The 16,361-nt window shown below is 72.2% G+C and carries 18 protein-coding genes; 4 read left to right on the forward strand and 14 right to left on the reverse strand.

Annotation, left to right across the window (positions count from 1 at the left end):
- The 14 genes from ACI78R_RS15925 to ACI78R_RS15990 form a co-directional block, all read right to left on the reverse strand.
- A complete protein-coding gene (locus tag ACI78R_RS15925) occupies positions 1-1,311 on the reverse strand; it encodes a FliI/YscN family ATPase (RefSeq protein WP_457041413.1) in 1,311 nt (436 codons plus the stop codon).
- Positions 1,308-2,135, reverse strand: a complete 828-nt coding sequence (locus ACI78R_RS15930) for a FliH/SctL family protein (RefSeq protein ID WP_457041414.1) — start codon at positions 2,133-2,135, stop codon at positions 1,308-1,310. The genes ACI78R_RS15925 and ACI78R_RS15930 overlap by 4 nt, the downstream gene beginning before the upstream one ends.
- Entirely contained in the window at positions 2,119-3,198 is a 1,080-nt protein-coding gene (gene fliG, locus ACI78R_RS15935; protein WP_073418650.1) for a flagellar motor switch protein FliG, read from the reverse strand. Before fliG ends, ACI78R_RS15930 begins: the two co-directional genes overlap by 17 nt.
- A gap of 73 nt (positions 3,199-3,271) precedes the next feature.
- Positions 3,272-4,870, reverse strand: coding sequence for a flagellar basal-body MS-ring/collar protein FliF (gene fliF / locus ACI78R_RS15940; RefSeq protein WP_073418651.1), 1,599 nt, complete (start codon positions 4,868-4,870; stop codon positions 3,272-3,274).
- A complete protein-coding gene (gene fliE, locus ACI78R_RS15945) occupies positions 4,870-5,214 on the reverse strand; it encodes a flagellar hook-basal body complex protein FliE (protein ID WP_457041415.1) in 345 nt (114 codons plus the stop codon). Before fliE ends, fliF begins: the two co-directional genes overlap by 1 nt.
- Positions 5,215-5,219: 5 nt before the next feature.
- Complete coding sequence (flgC, locus tag ACI78R_RS15950; RefSeq protein ID WP_073418652.1) at positions 5,220-5,618, reverse strand: flagellar basal body rod protein FlgC; 399 nt, start codon at positions 5,616-5,618, stop codon at positions 5,220-5,222.
- A gap of 1 nt (position 5,619) precedes the next feature.
- Positions 5,620-5,949 (reverse strand): flagellar basal body rod protein FlgB, encoded by a 330-nt coding sequence (gene flgB, locus ACI78R_RS15955; RefSeq protein ID WP_336032810.1) that lies wholly within the window; start codon positions 5,947-5,949, stop codon positions 5,620-5,622.
- 351 nt (positions 5,950-6,300) lie between these two features.
- A complete protein-coding gene (locus ACI78R_RS15960) occupies positions 6,301-6,645 on the reverse strand; it encodes a hypothetical protein (protein WP_073418654.1) in 345 nt (114 codons plus the stop codon).
- Positions 6,642-7,025, reverse strand: coding sequence for a flagellar export chaperone FliS (gene fliS / locus ACI78R_RS15965; RefSeq protein WP_457041416.1), 384 nt, complete (start codon positions 7,023-7,025; stop codon positions 6,642-6,644). The genes ACI78R_RS15960 and fliS overlap by 4 nt, the downstream gene beginning before the upstream one ends.
- A 67-nt stretch (positions 7,026-7,092) precedes the next feature.
- The gene (gene fliD / locus ACI78R_RS15970; RefSeq protein WP_457041417.1) at positions 7,093-8,439 is read right to left on the reverse strand and encodes a flagellar filament capping protein FliD; all 1,347 of its coding nucleotides are present in this window, start codon (positions 8,437-8,439) and stop codon (positions 7,093-7,095) included.
- Positions 8,440-8,551: 112 nt separating this feature from the next.
- Positions 8,552-9,820 (reverse strand): flagellin N-terminal helical domain-containing protein, encoded by a 1,269-nt coding sequence (locus ACI78R_RS15975; protein ID WP_457041418.1) that lies wholly within the window; start codon positions 9,818-9,820, stop codon positions 8,552-8,554.
- A gap of 158 nt (positions 9,821-9,978) precedes the next feature.
- Complete coding sequence (locus tag ACI78R_RS15980) at positions 9,979-11,052, reverse strand: glycosyltransferase family protein (RefSeq protein WP_457041419.1); 1,074 nt, start codon at positions 11,050-11,052, stop codon at positions 9,979-9,981.
- A gap of 67 nt (positions 11,053-11,119) precedes the next feature.
- A complete protein-coding gene (locus tag ACI78R_RS15985) occupies positions 11,120-11,911 on the reverse strand; it encodes a class I SAM-dependent methyltransferase (protein ID WP_457041420.1) in 792 nt (263 codons plus the stop codon).
- Between the two features lie 57 nt (positions 11,912-11,968).
- Positions 11,969-12,802 carry a sigma-70 family RNA polymerase sigma factor gene (locus tag ACI78R_RS15990; RefSeq protein WP_457041421.1) on the reverse strand — a complete coding sequence of 278 codons (834 nt, stop codon included), beginning with the start codon at positions 12,800-12,802 and terminating at the stop codon, positions 11,969-11,971.
- Between the two features lie 262 nt (positions 12,803-13,064).
- On the opposite strand from ACI78R_RS15990, the gene ACI78R_RS15995 reads away from it, so the two are divergent.
- Genes ACI78R_RS15995 through fliW form a run of 4 tightly spaced genes read left to right on the forward strand, consistent with a single transcriptional unit; the run spans position 13,065 to position 16,301 of the window.
- Positions 13,065-13,550 carry a flagellar protein FlgN gene (locus ACI78R_RS15995; protein ID WP_457041422.1) on the forward strand — a complete coding sequence of 162 codons (486 nt, stop codon included), beginning with the start codon at positions 13,065-13,067 and terminating at the stop codon, positions 13,548-13,550.
- A complete protein-coding gene (gene flgK / locus ACI78R_RS16000) occupies positions 13,547-14,974 on the forward strand; it encodes a flagellar hook-associated protein FlgK (RefSeq protein ID WP_457041423.1) in 1,428 nt (475 codons plus the stop codon). Before ACI78R_RS15995 ends, flgK begins: the two co-directional genes overlap by 4 nt.
- Positions 14,974-15,900: a flagellin N-terminal helical domain-containing protein gene (locus ACI78R_RS16005; protein WP_457041424.1), complete on the forward strand. Its 927-nt coding sequence runs from the start codon at positions 14,974-14,976 to the stop codon at positions 15,898-15,900. Before flgK ends, ACI78R_RS16005 begins: the two co-directional genes overlap by 1 nt.
- Positions 15,897-16,301 carry a flagellar assembly protein FliW gene (gene fliW, locus ACI78R_RS16010; protein WP_457041425.1) on the forward strand — a complete coding sequence of 135 codons (405 nt, stop codon included), beginning with the start codon at positions 15,897-15,899 and terminating at the stop codon, positions 16,299-16,301. The genes ACI78R_RS16005 and fliW overlap by 4 nt, the downstream gene beginning before the upstream one ends.
- The last annotated feature ends 60 nt before the right edge of the window (positions 16,302-16,361 follow it).

Genomic DNA, 16,361 nt, shown 5'->3' on the forward strand with positions numbered 1-16,361 from the left:
TCAGGCCGCGGTCACGAGCCGGTGCAGCATCGCCCAGGCGTCGTCGGGGGAGGTGCTGTCCTCCAGCGCCTGGCGCAGGAAGGCGTCGATGGCGGGGGAGAGCAGCCGGGCGCGGTCGACCAGCGGGTCGCTGCCGGCCTGGTAGGCGCCGATCTCCACGAGCTCCTTGACGTCCCGCAGCGCGCCCATGAGGCGGCGCATCTCGCGGGCGTCGGCCATCCGCGCCGGCGCGGTGACCGCCCCGGCGACGCGGGAGATCGACTCGAGCACGTCGACGGCGGGGAAGTGGCCGGCGGTGGCGAGCCTGCGGGTGAGCACGACGTGCCCGTCGAGGATCGAGCGGGCTGTGTCGGCGATCGGCTCGTTGTGGTCGTCGCCCTCGACGAGCACGGTGTAGAGGCCGGTGATCGACCCGGTCGCGCCGGGGCCGGCCTTCTCCAGCAGCCGCGGCATCATCGCGAACACGCTCGGCGGGTAGCCGCGGGTGGCCGGGGGCTCGCCCGCCGACAGGCCGACCTCGCGCTGGGCCATGGCGGTGCGGGTGATCGAGTCCATGAGCAGCAGGACGTCGCGGCCCTGGTCGCGGAAGCCCTCGGCGATGCGGGTGGCCACGAAGGCGGCCTTGAGGCGCACCAGCGGCGGCTCGTCGGAGGTGGCCACGACGACGACGGTGCGCGCCATGCCCTCCTCGCCGAGGTTCTCCTCGAGGAACTCCTTCACCTCGCGGCCGCGCTCGCCGATCAGCCCGATGACCCGGACGTCGGCCTCGGTGCCGCGGGTGATCTGCGCGAGCAGCGTGGACTTCCCGACGCCGGAGCCGGCGAAGATGCCCAGGCGCTGGCCCTTGCCGACCGGCACGAGGGTGTCCAGCGCGCGGACGCCGACCGGCAGCGGCTCCTCGACCCGCCGGCGCGACAGCGCGTGCGGCGTCTCGCTGGCGAGGTCGACCCAGTCGATGCCCCCGCCGCTGCCGGCGCCGAGCGGGCCGTGCCCGTCGACCGGGCGGCCGAGGCCGTCGAGCACCCGGCCGAGCAGGGCCTGGCCGACGGGCACCTGCAGCGGCCGGCCGGTGTTGCGCACCGGGGCGCCGGCGTGCACGCCGGAGATCTCGCCGAGCGGCATGCAGGTCAGCCGGTCCCGGGAGACGGCGACGACCTCGGCGAGCAGGCCGGAGCCGACCTCCACCAGGTCTCCGACGGCCCCGATGACGCCCTCGACGGTGAGCGTGAGCCCCATGGCGCCGACGACGGAGCCGGTCAGCTGGGGGCGGGCGGCCAGGCGGGCCCTCTCGAACAGCGCGGCGGCGCTCACGCGGGACCGCCGCCGGAGAGGACCGCCCGCACCCGGGCCAGCGCCGTGGACAGCTGGGCGTCGACCCGGCGCGGCCCGCACTCGGCGACCGCGCCGGCGCGCTCGACGGCGTCGTCGCCGAGGACGGTGACCGACGGCGGCAGGGTGGCCAGCGCGTGCGGCGGGACGTCGGCGAGGTCGTCGGGGTGCAGCCGGACCACGGCGGGGGCGTCGGCGGGCACGAGGGTGAGGGCGCGGCGCAGGGCGTCGACGCCGGCGGTGGTGGTCGCCGAGAGCTCGCGGCCGAGCAGCTCCTCGACGAGGGTCAGCACGCCGTCGACGACCGTGTCGCGGACGTCGTCGGCGGTGGGCACCGCCGCGGCGTCGAGGGCGGCGACGGCGGCACCGAGCGCCGCCGTCGCCGAGGCCATCCGGCGCTCCCAGCGGGCCTGGACGTCGGCCAGCCGCGCGGCGGCCTCGGCCTCGGCCTGCGCGATGACGTCGGCGGCCGCGGCGACGCCGGCGGCGTGCCCGGCGCTGTAGCCCTCGTCGTGCGCGAAGGCGCGCAGCCGGGCGAGCTCCTCGGCGTAGACGTCGCCGAGCCGCAGGACGCCGCGGCCGTTGGGCACCGGGACGTCGGCGGCGCGGCGCGGCGCCTGCCGCCGCTCGACCACGACCTCGGGGGCCGTGGCGATGACGGGGGAGGGGCCGGCCGGCTGCGGGGGCGCGGGGCGGGGACGCGGGGGGACCGTCGTCCCCGCGACCGACCGGTAGGGGGCCGCCGCGCTGGCCGAGGCCCCGCGCAGCAGCACCGACTCCCGGCGGCCGTCAGGCGACGAACTCATCGTCCCCACCGCGCGAGATGGTCAGGACGCCCTGCTCCTCGAGCGTGCGGATGACCGCGACGATCTTGCCCTGCGACTCCTCGACCGTGCGGGCGCGGACCGGGCCGAGCAGCTCGATCTCCTCGGCGAGGTTCTCGGCGGCGCGCTCGGAGAGGTTCCGCACGACCTTGTCCCGCACGTCGGGGCGCACGCCCTTGAGCGCGGTGGCCAGGTCGTTGGCCTCGACCTCGCGCAGCACCAGCTGCATCGAGCGGTCGTCGATGGTGGTGATGTCCTCGAAGACGAACATCTGCGCGCGCACCTGCTCGGCCAGCTCCGGGTCGGAGCTGTCGAGCCACTCGAGGATCGAGCGCTCGGTGGGCCGCGGCGAGCGGTTGATGATCTCGACGAGGGTCTCGACGCCGCCGACGGTGGACATGTCCTGGTGGGCGAGCAGCGAGCCCATGCGCCGGCCCAGCTCCTCCTCGACCAGGCGCACCATCTCCGGGGAGGTGCGGTCCATCGTGGCGATGCGGTGGGCCACCTCGGCCTGCTGCTCGGGCGAGAAGCCCGAGAGCACCTCGGCCGACTGCGCGGCCGAGAGGTGGGCGAGCACCAGCGCGATGACCTGCGGGTGCTCGTCCTTGAGGAAGGTGACCAGCTGGCGGACGTCGGCGTTGCGCAGCGAGGCGAACGGGACCTCGGTGTAGACGACGTTGAGGCGGGCGAGGATGCCCTCGGCCTTGTCCTCGCCGAGGCCCGCCGCGAGGATCTCGCGGGCGAAGTCGACGCCGCCGCGGCCGACGAAGCGCTGGGCGTTCATCAGCTGGTGGAACTCGCCGAGGACGCCGTCGACGTCCTCGGGCTCCACCGAGCCGAGCTTCATGATCTCGCGGGTGAGTGCCTCGACCTCGCGCGGGCGCAGCTTCGACAGCAGCAGCCCGGCCTCCTCCTTGCTCATCTGGGCGAGGAAGACGGCGGCCTTGCGCAGGCCCGGCAGCTCCGGGCGCGGGGGCCTGGCCGGCAGGGCGGGCAGGTTGGTCCCGCCCGCGCCCACCAGCGGCTCGACACTGGCGAGCGTCACAGCTCCTCCTCGCTGGCGCTCGTCGGACCTGCTCCGCAGGTCGCGGTACCCATGAGTGACCTCGCGAGCTCGGTCACTTCACATCACTGAGCCAACCGCGCAGCATCTGCGCCACCTCGTCGGGTCGTTCGCTGACCATGGTCGAGATCTCCCCTCGCACGCGCTGGCGCTCGGCGGCCTCCAGCTCCAGGGCCCGGTTGTCCAGGACGGCGGTGTCGTCGCGGGAGCTGGCCACGCGCAGCCGCTCCAGCTCGGCCAGCAGGCCGTCGTCGAGGTCGAGCGGCTCGTCGTCCTCGTCTTCCTCGTCGTCGCGGCCGCGGCGGGACCGCAGCCAGACGACGAGCACCAGCAGGGCGATGCCGAGCGCGATGCCGCCGGTCTTGATGAGCGACCACATCTGCGCCTGCTGCTCGGCCTCGCGGGCCGCCGTCATCTCCGCGGCCGCGGCGTCGGCGGCGCTGGTGTCGAACTGCAGCGAGGCGACGCTGATCGCGTCCCCGCGGGCCTGGTCGAGGCCGACGGCGTTGCTGACGAGGTTCTGCACCTGCGCGGTGTTGAGGCCGCCGGCCACGGTGTCGTTCATGACGACCGCGACGGTGAGCCGGTTGACCTCGCCGGGCGCGGTCACGGTGTTCTCGACGGTCTGGCCGACGGCGTTGTTCGCCGTCGTGCTCTCGGTCGAGTAGGTGGAGTTGCCGCCGCCGGTGCCGTTCGCGGCGTCGGCGGTGTTCTCCGGGCCCAGGACGCCCCCGACCGCGGAACCGTCGCCGGTGTACTGCTCGGTGGAGGTCTGCTCGCTGATCGGCGGCGTGCCCTCGGTGTACTGGTAGCTGGTCGCGGTGCTGTCGCGCTGCGACATGTCCAGGTCGGCGCGCACGGAGACGCGCGCGTTGCCGGGGCCGAGGACGGTGTCGAGGATCGACTGGGCGTTGGCGGCCAGCCGGGTCTCGTAGTCGGTCTCCATCTGCGAGCGGGCGTCGCCCGAGGCTGCCGAGGCGGTCTGGCCGGCGGCGGACAGGAGCTGGCCGGTCGAGTCGCTGACGGTGACCTGCTCGGGCTCCATCCCCTCGATGCTCGAGGAGACCAGGTTGGTGATCGACTGGATCTGCTCGCCGGAGAGTTCGGTGCCCGGCGTCAGGTCCAGGAGCACCGAGGCGGTGGGCTCGCCCTCGTCGGAGGCGAAGACCTCGTCCTCGGGCAGCGCGACGTGCACGACCGCCTGCGAGACGCCGTCGAGCGCCTCGAGGGTGTTGGCGAGCTCGCCCTCGATGGCGCGCTGGTACTGCACCTGCTGCTGGAACTCGCTGGTGGTGATGCCCTGCTCGTCGAGCAGCGCGTACCCGGTGTCGGAGCCGGCGGGCAGGCCCTGGCCGCTCATCTGCAGGCGCAGGTCGTAGACCGCGTCGTTGGCGACCATGATCGTCCCGCCGCCGTCGGCGAGCTCGTAGGCGACGCCGGAGGCGTTGAGCTCGTCGACGATCGCCGAGGCGTCGGTCGAGGCCAGGTTGGAGAACAGCGGCGCCATGGTCGGCGTCGTGATCCAGCGGTAGAAGAAGAAGCCGCCGAGCGCCAGCCCGGCCACCAGCAGGCCGATGACGACCTTCTGGCCCAGGCTGATCGTGGCGAGGGTGCTGCGCACCTTCGCCAGCGGCCCAGCCAGTGCGGCGGGCATCAGACCGGCATCCTCATGATCTCGGTGAAGGCCTCGACGGCCTTGTTCTTGATCGTCACGACCATCTCGGTGGCCACGGAGGACTCCTGGGCGGCGATCATGTAGTCGTGCACGTCACGCAGGTCGCCGGTGGCCGCCTGGACGGCGAGGGCGTCCTTGCTGGACTGCAGGCTGCCGAGCTCGTCGAGCGCGCCGGTGAGGGCGGCGGCGAAACCGTCGGCCGAGGCCTGGGTCGCGGCCTGCGGGGCCTGCGCCGCCTGGGTGGCCCGCGCGGCGTCGATGCCGCCGAGCGCGCCGAACGCGGGGAACGTGGGCAGCGAGACGCCGCCGACGGGGGAGGTCATGCTGGTCAGCCCTTCCCGAGCTGGAGCGCGGCCTGGTAGGCGTTCGTCGCCCGCTCGAGGGCCGCGATGTTCGCCTGGTAGCCGCGCTGGGCCATGATCATCTGGGTCATCTGCTCGCCGAGGTCGATGTCCGGGTAGCGGACGTAGCCCTCGTCGTCGGCCAGCGGGTGGTCGGGCTCGTACACGAGCCGGCCCTCGGCGCTGCCGAACTCGGCGCGCGCGACGCGCACGCCGCCCTCGCCGGAGCCGTAGTCGACGGCCTGGGCGACGACCATGCGCTCGCGGAAGGCCTCGCCGTCGGTCGAGCTGACCGTGTTGATGTTCGCGATGTTGTCCGAGACGGCGTCCAGCCAGCGGCGGTGGACCGACAGGCCGGACCCGGAGATGTCGAGGCCGTCGAACACGTCAGGCCGTCCGGAGGGCCGTGCGCAGGCCGTTGTACTTGCCCTCGAGGGCGGTCAGCGCGAACTGGTAGCGCAGGCCGGTCTCGGTGGCGATGACGGTCTCGCTGTCGAGGTTCACGTTGTTGCCGTCCTCGCGGGTGGGCTCGAGCGAGCGGGCGATGGAGCCGCCGGAGACGGTCGGCGTCCGGCCCTGGCGCAGCTCGTTGCGCAGCGAGGACTCGAAGTCCGTGCGGCCGGCGAGGAAGCCGGGGGTCTGCACGTTCGCGATGTTGTCCGCGGTCACGCGCTGGCGCTGCGCCAGGCCGGTCAGCGCCGAGTGCAGCGTGGTCATGGTGACGTCGCTGATCATCGGGCGGACCGCCGGCGGGCAGGGCGGCAGGACACGAGGTGCCTCCGGGTACGTCGGGGGAGCCCGCGCGCGCGAGCGCGAGGGCGGGGCCGCCGATCCGTGGCGAGAGCAGTGCTGTCCGTGCAGGGGCGACATCGGCAGCGGACCCCTGCACCTTGACCGCCGTCCGTGGCGCGGGTGACGGGTGTGACGCGGGGAGCGGACGGGCCGGACGGGCCCCGTGTCGCCTCCGGGGTCGCCTCCCGCCCGCGGGAGGCACTCCTGCCCCGGGGACGACGACGGCCGGGCCCGCCGTGAGGCGGACCCGGCCGGGTCGTGTGCTGGAGGGTGTCGCTACAGGGCGCGGTCCACGAAGGCGGCCACCGGGCGGGGCCGGTAGGCCATCCGCGCGGCGACGTCGCGCTGGCGCTGGGACTGGGTGATTCGCTCGACGAGCTCCTCGGCGACGGCGAGCTGGTGCTGCAGCAGCCGGGCCGCGCGCTCGCGCAGGTCCAGGGGCAGCGGCCCGAGCATGGTGGGCGGCGTCCAGTCCTCCATGCGCCGGCCCCAGGCGGCGATCTCCTCGGCGCGGTTGCCGCGGATGGAGCGCTCGGCGTCGAGGACCTCGCCCTCCATCTCCTCGAGGACCTCGGCCCACTCGGCGCGCCGGGCCTCGTCCGAGGAGTGCGCGGCGGTCATGCGGTGCCCGCCAGGCTCGCGGCCGCCTGGCGCCAGGCGTCGCGCAGCGGCTCGACGACCTTCAGGCAGTTGCCGACGCGGTTCGCGTCGCGCTTGACGTTGGCGTTGACCATCTCGGTCAGCAGCCACGTGTAGAGGGCCGAGAGTCGCGGGCCGCCCTCCCACACGTCCACCCGGAGACTGGCGTGCAGCTCCGCGACGATGTCCTGGGCGTGCAGCAGCTGGCGGGAGGCCTCGCCGTGATCGCCGGCTCCCAACGCGTTCTGCGCGCGCTCGAGGTCGAGGGCGAGCCGGTCGTACAGCATGACGAGAAGCTGCTGAGGCGAAGCGGTGGCGACGGTGTCGCCCATGTAGCGGGCACGCAGGGCGGCAGCACTCATGGGGGAGGACTCCTCGGGGACGCGACGTCGGACGTCGACGGCGGTGTGCGGGTGGATCGGTCCGACGTCAGTCGGACGACGAGGACTTCGACCAGCTGGGCAGCGCCGACAGCTGGGAGGACAGCCAGGTCGACTGGTTCTTCAACTTGCCCAGGGCCGACTCCATGGCGGTGAACTGCGCGGTCAGTGTCTTCTCACGCAGCTGCAGGCGGAGGTCCCAGTCCTCGACGCGCTTCTGGATCTCCTGGGCCTGGCTGTCCTTGCCGTTGGCGAGGGTCACGAGCGTGCCGGTCGTGGTGTCCGTCGCGGACTTGGCCACGGCGAGCAGCCGCTGCGCGACGCCAGGGACAGCGGTGGTGTCGGTGCCCGACCCGTTGAGCAGCCGCTGGGCCTTCGCAGGATCGGCGGCGAGCGCGGCGGTGAATGCCGTGGAGTCGAACACCAGTTTGCCGTCGCGGGTGAGCTGGAGGCCGGCGACGGCAGCGGATCCGTCCTCCCCCACCGCGTAGGCGACCGCGTCGGCGATCTGACCGGCGAGCGCGCGCAGTGAACTGTCACCACGGAGGACCGCGGTGCTGCCGGCACTGTTGTCGGAGTACGTCGTGATGTTGGTGACGGCGTTGTTCGCGGCGGTGACCAGGGCCTGCACCGCCGAGGTCAATGCGGAGGGGTCGCTGCCGACGGTCACCGTGGCGTTCTCGCCCGCCTTGCTGACGGTGAACGTGGTGCCGGGCATCAGATCGGTGAAGGTGTTGCTCGTCGACGTGACGGCGTACTCGTACGGGCCACCGGCGCCCACCGTGAGCTTGGCGTCCGCCGCCTGCGTGAAGAGGGAGAACGCGGGGCCGCCGCTGAGGGTGAACTCGCCGTCGGCGCCGGAGGTCTTCGACGTCAGCTGCAGCCGGAACCCGTTGCCCGTGCTGACGGCGGTCGCGGTCACGCCGGCGTTGGCAGCGTTGATCGCGGTGACGGCTTGTTCCAACGTCGCATTCGCCGGGAGCTCGACGTCCTTGGCGACGGTGTCGTTGTCCTTGTCCCCGATGGTGAGGGTCATGGCGGTCGCGGACGGCGTCCAGGTGGTGCTGGAGACGAGGACGTGGCTGGCAGCGAGCGAGTCGACGCGGAAGCTGACCTGGCCGGTGGCGGCGCCGGCGGTCGCGCTCACGGTGACCGAGGCGATGGAGCTGCTCGCCTTGACCGGCGCCCAGGTGTTCGCCTTGGTCAGGGTCTCGGCAGCCGACTGGAGCGTGGTGAAGACGCTGTTGACCGTCCGGTAAGCGGACGCGTCTGCCTTCGTGTCGGTCAGCTTCGCCTTGAGGAGGGCCTGCGGCTGCGCCTCGAGCTGCATCAGCTGCGAGATGATCGTGGTGGTGTCCAGACCGGAGGAGAGGCCGCTGACGCTCATGCCTGCCATGGGGGTACCTCCGGGATCGGCCGCCGGGAGCCGGCGTGGTCGGGACGAGCAGTGAGGGGGGAGGCCGGGCCTCCCCCCTCACCGGGTGGTGCTCAGTCGTGCGGGGTCACCGTCAGCCGAGGAGCTTCAGGATGCCCTGCGACGCCTGGTTGGCCTGGGCCAGCATGGAGGTGCCGGCCTGGGTCAGGATCTGGGTCCGGGTGAAGTTGGTCATCTCCTGGGCCATGTCGGTGTCGCGGATCCGCGACTCCGAGGCAGTCGTGTTCTCGATCGCCACGTTCAGGTTGTTGATCGTGTGCTCGAACCGGTTCTGCTTGGCACCCAGGTCGGCGCGGATGCTCGACACCGTCTGGAGGGCGGTGTCGATGTCCTTGATGGCCTGGGTCGCCCCGGACCCCGCGGTGAACACCGGGGTCGCCTTCGCGAGGTCGGCGGCAGTGGCGCTGATTGCGCCGGCGTCGTCGGTGTAGCCCGCGATGTTGTTCGGCGTAGTGAAGGTCAGCGTCCCAGTGGCAGCCGAGGCGAACGGCGTGGCGTTGTCAGCGAGACCGAACGCAGCCGCGGCGGCCTTGTTCAGCTTCTCCAGGGCGCCGCCAGCACCGTCGGTGGCGGTGACGCCGGTGTAGTCGACGGTCGACAGGTCGAACGTCTTGCCACCGAAACTGATCGTCCCAGTGAGCTCCGTGTACGCCTTGACCGCGCCACTGGCCCCGCTGAACTGGTCGGTGCCGTCGGTGGTCTCCGCGGTGAAGGTCAGGACGGCTGCGGTGCCACTGGCGGCGGCGGTGCTCACATTGACCTTGCCGGCAGCCGCGGCGCCGGAGGCCGCGTACTTGCCCACGCCGGTGACGTCGACGCCGTTGACACCGAGGCCGGCCGCGTCCATGCCCTTGCCCGGCGCACCGATGGTCACCGAGATGGACTGGCCCGCGTCGGCGCCGACCTGGAACACACCGGAGTACGAGCCGTCGAGCAGCTTCGTGCCGTTGAAGTTCGTGGTCGTCGAGATGCGGGTCAGCTCCTCCTTGAGCTGGCTGACCTCCTTCTGGATGTTCGCCTTCGCGCTGTCGTTGAGGCTGCCCGCGTTGGAGGCCTGGACCGACAGGTCGCGCATGCGCTGCAGGATGGAGGTGGCGGTGGAGAGGGCGCCCTCGGCCGTCTGCACGACCGAGATGCCGTCCTGGGTGTTGCGGACGGCCTGCTTCATGCCGCCGATCTGCGAGCGGAGGCCCTCGGAGATGGCCAGGCCCGCAGCGTCGTCAGCAGCGCGGTTGATGCGGAAACCAGAGGACAGACGCTCGAGCGACTTGCCCATCTGGTCGTTGGTCACCGACAGGTTGCGGTACGAGTTCAGCGCACCGATGTTGGTGTTGACGCTCATGCCCATGGTGTTCCTCCGTGGAATCGGGCTGACAGATTCCCCGCTGCATCCGTGCTGCGGGCCTTGCAGGTGGATCTACGGCCGGAGGATCGGGGGACTTGAGTCGAACCGTGCGGGTTTTTCTGAGGGGCTCACTCGCACGGGACGGGTGAGCCCTCTCAGGCGCCCCTGCGCCGACTCCGCGCCCGGTTGTCGACCGCTCGCTCCCACGCGGCCACCCACTGAGCGGCGGTGTGCTCGGTGAGATGCCGGTCGAGGACCACCGCCCGGTCGCGTGCCGCTTGATCGCGGCGCAGGTCCGGATCCCGGATCGCCGTGGTCAGGGCCTTCGCCCAGTCCTTCGGGGCCTTCGCTCGCCGGCCCAGGCCTAGGCGCTCGTACTCGGCGCTGGGGGAGCGGACGCAGTAGACGCCGCGCGCGGCGTACTCCAGGCTCTTGAGCCAGCTCTTGCACGTGTTGAAGCGGTCGATGCGCAGCGGAGCCACCCCGATGTCGAAGACCTCGCCGACCGCGGTCGTGTACCCGTCTACGTCGTGAATCCAGGGCAGCTCGGCCGGTTCCTCCGGCAGTCGCAACCGCTCGCGAGCGTCTGACTTCTGCCCCAGGATCATAAAGCGGCTCCGGCCGCGGGTGTTGTCCAGCGCCTGCTGCAGGCCCGAGCCCATCTCCTGCAGGTCATACGGGTGGCCAGGCACGCTGCCAGCCCACCCGACGGTCACGGTGTCAGGCTCCCTCTCGTAAGCCGGCGGGAGCTCGGCGATCCTGCGCGGGACCGCGTTGGGGACCACGACGCCACGTCCGCGCGGCGCGTACTCGGTGACCAGGGCAGGCGTCGTCGTGGTGACCAGGTCGGCCTCGCGGGCGCACTGTAGCGCCAGACGTGCCATACCCCTCCGCACGAGGTTGTTGTGCGCCGGATTGCCGAACGGGACGGCGGAGAGCAGGTCGTCCATCTCCACGACGACCGCGATCCCTTGAGCCTGCAGGACGCGGATGCACTGGAGCATCTCCGCGGTCTTGGGTAGTTGCAGGACCACGACGTCGGCGCCCTGGGGGTCCACGTCGGTGACCACTGAGTCCCCACCGTCGAGCGGAGTGCGCATTGTCGTAGTCAGCCCTTGACTGATCGTGACCTCGACTCCCAGGTGCGCTTCGTGCACCGCGCGGGCGGGCTCGGTCACCCGGTAGTAGTCCGGGCCGATGTAGCCCGCGTTCATCATCAAGATCTTCATGGTCGGTCCTCCCGACGGTCGTGGTGCGGCTCGGAAGACCGCGGCTGTCGCGTGGCGGCGGCGCAGGTCAGCGGGAGAAGGCGAGAGCTCGCGCGACCTGGTTGGGACGGGCGGATGTCCGCTGCAGCGCCGTCCAGTCCTGGGAGGCGAGCGCGGCGGCCAGTGACCCGGCCGGCAGCTCTCCCTCCCGCTCCTGCACGAGGGTCTCCCACCAGCCGCAGTCAAGCAGTCGGCGAGGGTCGACCGCCTCCGTCCGGCTCAGCACCCGGTCCGGCACCGCTTGGGGGTCTCGTGCCTGCACGAAGCGCCGCTCGAGCTTGGCGTAGTTCTCCACGAGGACGGACGAGGTGGCGTCAGGCAGGAGGACGACTACGGTGCCGGTGGGCGCGGTGTCGACCTCGAGCACGACGAGGTCCGGGCGCAGCCGGCGCAGGGCGGTCGTGACCTTGAAGACGTCGCCCGTCCACTCGTGGGTGTGTCGTTCCCGAGCCGCCTCGGCGGTGTCGCGGGGCAGCATGTCGTCGATGACGATGACGCTGGTCGCGCGGGTGTAGGCCTCGACGTAGATGAGGTCCCGCAGGGCGAACTCGGCCCAGTGCATGCCATCGACGAACGCGAAGTCCAGCGGCGCGCCTCCGAATCGCTCGGTCGGGTTGTTGTCTCGGAAGAAGTCGTCACTCGTGGCACGCACCAGCTGGACATGGGTGTCCAGCTCCTCGGTGATCCGGAAGGCTGGATCGATCCCGATGCTCGGCACCCTGGAGAGCGACAGGCTCATGCCGGTGTCGATGCCTATCTCGAGGTAGTTGCGGGGCCTCAGGAGCCGGTGGAGTTCGGCGAGCATCTCGTGTCGGTTCATCAGGTGTGGTCCTCGCGGCTTCGTGGGCAGGGGATGTGACGGTCCGGATCGGGAGGGTCAGGCGGGTCGAGAGGCCCCGTAGGCCGACTGCCAGCCGGCCCGGACGGGCGCCCAGCGCGGCGCGGGGATGGTGGGCACGGCGCGGCCGGCCACGCGGTCCACGTACTGACGCTGCTGGTTCCGCGCGCGGACGCCCCCGTCCGCAGGGACGACCCGGCCCTCCCACACCTCGCTCATCGCCGCGTGGAGCAGCGTCAGCGCCCGCGCCCGCATCTGCGAGACGCGGGAGAGGGTGACGCCGAGGTCGGTGGCGATGTCGGTGAGGGACTCGCCACCGAAGAAGTTCCGGTCGACGACCTCGTCGAGCCGGTCGGGCAGGGCCCGGATGGCGTCCTGCAGGTAGCGGGCCCGCTCCCCACGCAACAGCGCGCGTTCGGGGGACTCGCCGGGATCCGGGAGGTCCAGCGTCCCGCCCTCGGTCCCGGTCTCCGCGTCGATGCTCACCATCACCGCACGGTGCACGTCGACCTGCAGCGCCTCGAGGTCCTCGCGCCGCACGCCCAGGCTCTCGGCGAGTTCCTCTCGCGTGGGTGGGCGACCGAGCTGGATGGTCAGCGCGTCGGCGGCGGCGTCGCTGCGCCGCGCGGCGGCACGCACGGACCGGCTGGCCCAGTCGCCCGAGCGCAGCTCGTCGAGGACGGCGCCCTGCAGCCGAGGGAGCGCGTAGGTGGCGAACGTGGCGCCGGCCGACGGGTCGAACCGTCGGGCCACCTCGACCAGCGCGACCTTGGCGCAGGAGAGGAGGTCCTCGCGGCTCACGTGTCCGGGGAGCGAGATGCGCGAGGCCACCGCGTTGACCGCGAACGAGCACAGCGGGAGGTGCTCGGTCACGAGCGACTCGACCTCGGCCGGGGACCGCACAGCGGTGCTCGGCGGCGGGGAAGCGGGGTGCGAGGTGACCGGGCGATCGGTGACCTGGGAGCGGGCAGCTGGCACGGTCCCCTACTCGGCAGACCCGGGACGTCGGCCGACGCACAACTACTGCCAATCCTGGGAACTCGGCTTGAGGGCCGGTTGCCCGCTGCCGAGCCTGGAACCGCGAGATCACAGACGGCGGGGACCACCGCCGGAGACGTGGGGAGGCGGTGACGAGGTGGACTTCCAGCACCTGTCGACGCTGCTGTGGCGCGAGCAGGAGCTGCTCGACCTGCTGCTGTTCAAGGCGGAGGAGAAGCAGTACCTGATCCTGTCGGGCAAGACGCGCTGGCTGGCGCGCATCGCCCACGAGATCGAGGTCGTGCTCGACCAGCTGCGCACCCTCGAGGTGGAGCGGGCCGCCGCCACCGAGGCGCTGGCCGTGCGGCTGGGCACCGGGGTCAACCCGTCGCTGCGCCAGCTCGCCGACGCCGCCCCGGCGCCGTGGAACGACCTGCTGGCCAAGCACCACGAGGCCCTGCTGGTCCTCGTCACCGACCTGCGCAGCCTCTCCGACGCCAACCGCGAGCTCATCGAGGGCGGCCTCGCTGCCATCGGCGACGCCCTGCTGTCGGGCCGCCAGGCCTCGGCGGGCACCTACGGCGCCACCGGCCGGGCGACCGGCGTCTCGAGCCGTGCAGTGACCCTGGACGGTGCGCTGTGAGCACCTTCGGTGGGATCAGCCGTGCGACCACGGCACTGTGGGCCGCCCAGCGCGGCCTCGACGTCTCCGGGCAGAACATCGCCAACGTCAACACCGCCGGGTACACCCGGCAGCGCGTCGAGCAGCAGTCCATGAACGGCGCCGTCACCCCCGCCGTCCACTCGGTCAGTGACGGGATCGGGTCGGGGGTCGACTCGGACGCGGTGATCCGCATCCGCGACGCGTTCCTCGAGGCACGTGCGCACACCGAGGGAGCGGCGACCGCCCGGTTGACGGCGCAGAGCGACGCGCTGTCGCAGATCGAGGCGGCGTACCGGGAGCCGGGGGACACCGGCATCCAGAACATGCTGGCGGAGATGTGGGCCGGCTGGAGCGACGTCTCCAACAACCCCACGGAACTCGCCGCCCGCAGTCAGGTCCTCGAGCGGCTCGAGACGCTCGCCTCCGGCATCCGGACCACGGCGGCCAGCCTCGACCAGCAGTGGACCGACACCCGGGCGTCGCTGAGGTCCCTGGTCGACGACGCGAACGCGACGATCACCTCGATCGCGAAGCTCAACGGACAGATCTCCCTCGCGACGCAGGCGGGCATGCCGGCCAACGAGCTCTCGGACCAGCGTGACGCGCTGGTACAGACCCTGGCCCGGCAGATCGGGGCGACGAGCATTTCCGCGCAGGACGGCTCGGTGACCGTGTCCGTCGGCGGCACGACGCTCGTCACCGGGACCAGTTCGACCGGTCTGCGGCTCTCGGGTGCCGACGGCCTCGCGGACGTGGGCACGCAGCCGCCTCGACTGCTGACCGTTCCCGGCGGCACCGCTCTCGCGGCGGACGGCACGGCCGGTGGCCAGCTCGAGGTCCTGTCCAGGACCCTGCCGCAGTCCCGTGCGGCGCTCGACGCGGTCGCCAGCGGCCTGGCGCGGACCCTCAACGACGCCCATGACGACGGTCTGGACCTCGACGGCAGGGTCGGCGGGGCGCTGCTCGGGAACGGGCCCGGAAGCGGGACGGTCGACGCCGACCTCGTGAACGCCGCCAACATCACCGTCCGCGTCACCGACCCCCGCAGGGTGGCCGCCTCCACGGCGGGGCCGGCCGGTGCCGCGACCGTGAACGGCGACAACGCCGACGCCCTGTTCGCACTCAGCCTGGACCCGAAGGGCGTCGACGCCGGCTACCGCGAGCTCATCGTCCGGCTCGGGGTCAGCTCGGCCGTGGCGACGCGGGACCTCGAGGTCCAGAGCGTGATCTCGGACCGCGTGGACGCCGCCCGTGAGGGGGTCTCCGGGGTGAGTCTCGACGAGGAGATGACCAACATGCTCTCGTACCAGCACGCCTACAGTGCAGCGGCCCGGCTGGTCACCGCGATCGACGAGGCGCTGAACACGCTCATCAACGGGACCGGTCTGGTGGGTCGCGGCTGATGCGGATCACCCAGCGCGCCATCGCCGAGACCAGCCTCGTCGGGCTCAACAAGAACCTGTCGGCCATCGGCAGGCTGCAGGAGCAGCTCACCTCCGGCCGGCAGCTCAACGCCCCGTCCGATTCGCCCACCGGTGTCAACCGCGCCATGCAGGTCCGGCAGGACCAGAGCGCGACCGCACAGCAGGCGCGGAACATCTCCGACGGCAGGTCATGGCTCGATGCCGCCGACAGCACCGTCGAGACGATGCTGCAGCAGGTGCGGCGCGTGCGGGACCTGACGGTGCAGGGACTCAACGGTGGGTCCATGTCCGAGTCGTCCAGGACCGCCATCGCCACCGAGGTGGAGTCCCTCCGCTCGAGCCTGCTCGGCCTCGCCAACCAGACGGTCAACGGCCGGCCGCTCTTCGGCGGCCCGACGCCGGGCGCGAAGGCGTACGACGACGCCGGGGCCTTCGTCGGGATCGGCGGCAGCTACGTGGACGCGAACGGCGACGAGCAGTCGCTGACCGTCCCGCAGAACCGGCGGGTGTCCGATCGCGAGGTGCTCCGCGTGGACATCACCGGACCCGAGGTCCTCGGTGACCCGCTCAAGGGCAAGGACCTCCTCGCGGTGGTCGCCGACATCGCCCTGCACGTCACGGGTGACCCCGACGGCCTCACCGGGGACCTGGAGGCGCTGGACGGCGCCATGGACCGGCTGCTCACCGCGGCGGCGGACATCGGCTCACGCGCGGCCCGGCTCGAGTCCATCGAGCAGGTCAACAGCGATCGCCAGCTGTCGCTCAAGGCGCAGCTCAGCGAGGTCGAGGAGATCGACCTACCGAGGACGATCATGGAGCTCAACTTGCAGGAGACCGGCTACCAGGCCGCCCTCTCGGCCACCGCCAAGGTCATCCAGCCCTCGCTCGTGGACTTCCTCCGGTGACGCTGGCTCCCGTCGTCACGATGCCGCTGCTCGGCATGGTGGCCCCCCTGCCCGGCTTCCCCGACTTCCGCGACTACGTGCTCGTCACGGCCGACGGGGACGGCCTGCTGTTCTGGCTGCAGTCGATGGACGCCGACGGTCCGCGGTTCCTGGCCATCCCCCCGGCCCGGTACTTCCCGGACTACGCGCCCGCCCTGCCCCGGCAGGTGCTGGCCGACCTCGACCTCGACGACGCCGCCGACGCCACGCTGCTGGCGCTGGTGACCGTCCCGGCGGAGGGCGTCGCGCACGCGACGGCGAACCTCCGCGCACCGGTCGTGCTCAACCCGGCGAACTGGCGGGCGGCCCAGGTGCTGCTGCCCGACAGCCGTCATCCGATCCGGCGTCCCCTGCGCCGATAGGAAGAGGGAGCGGCACCGCCGTTCCGATCCCCGCCCCCGGCGGGTATGCCACGGAGGCCA

It is taken from the genome of Geodermatophilus sp. SYSU D01106, assembly GCF_054049995.1.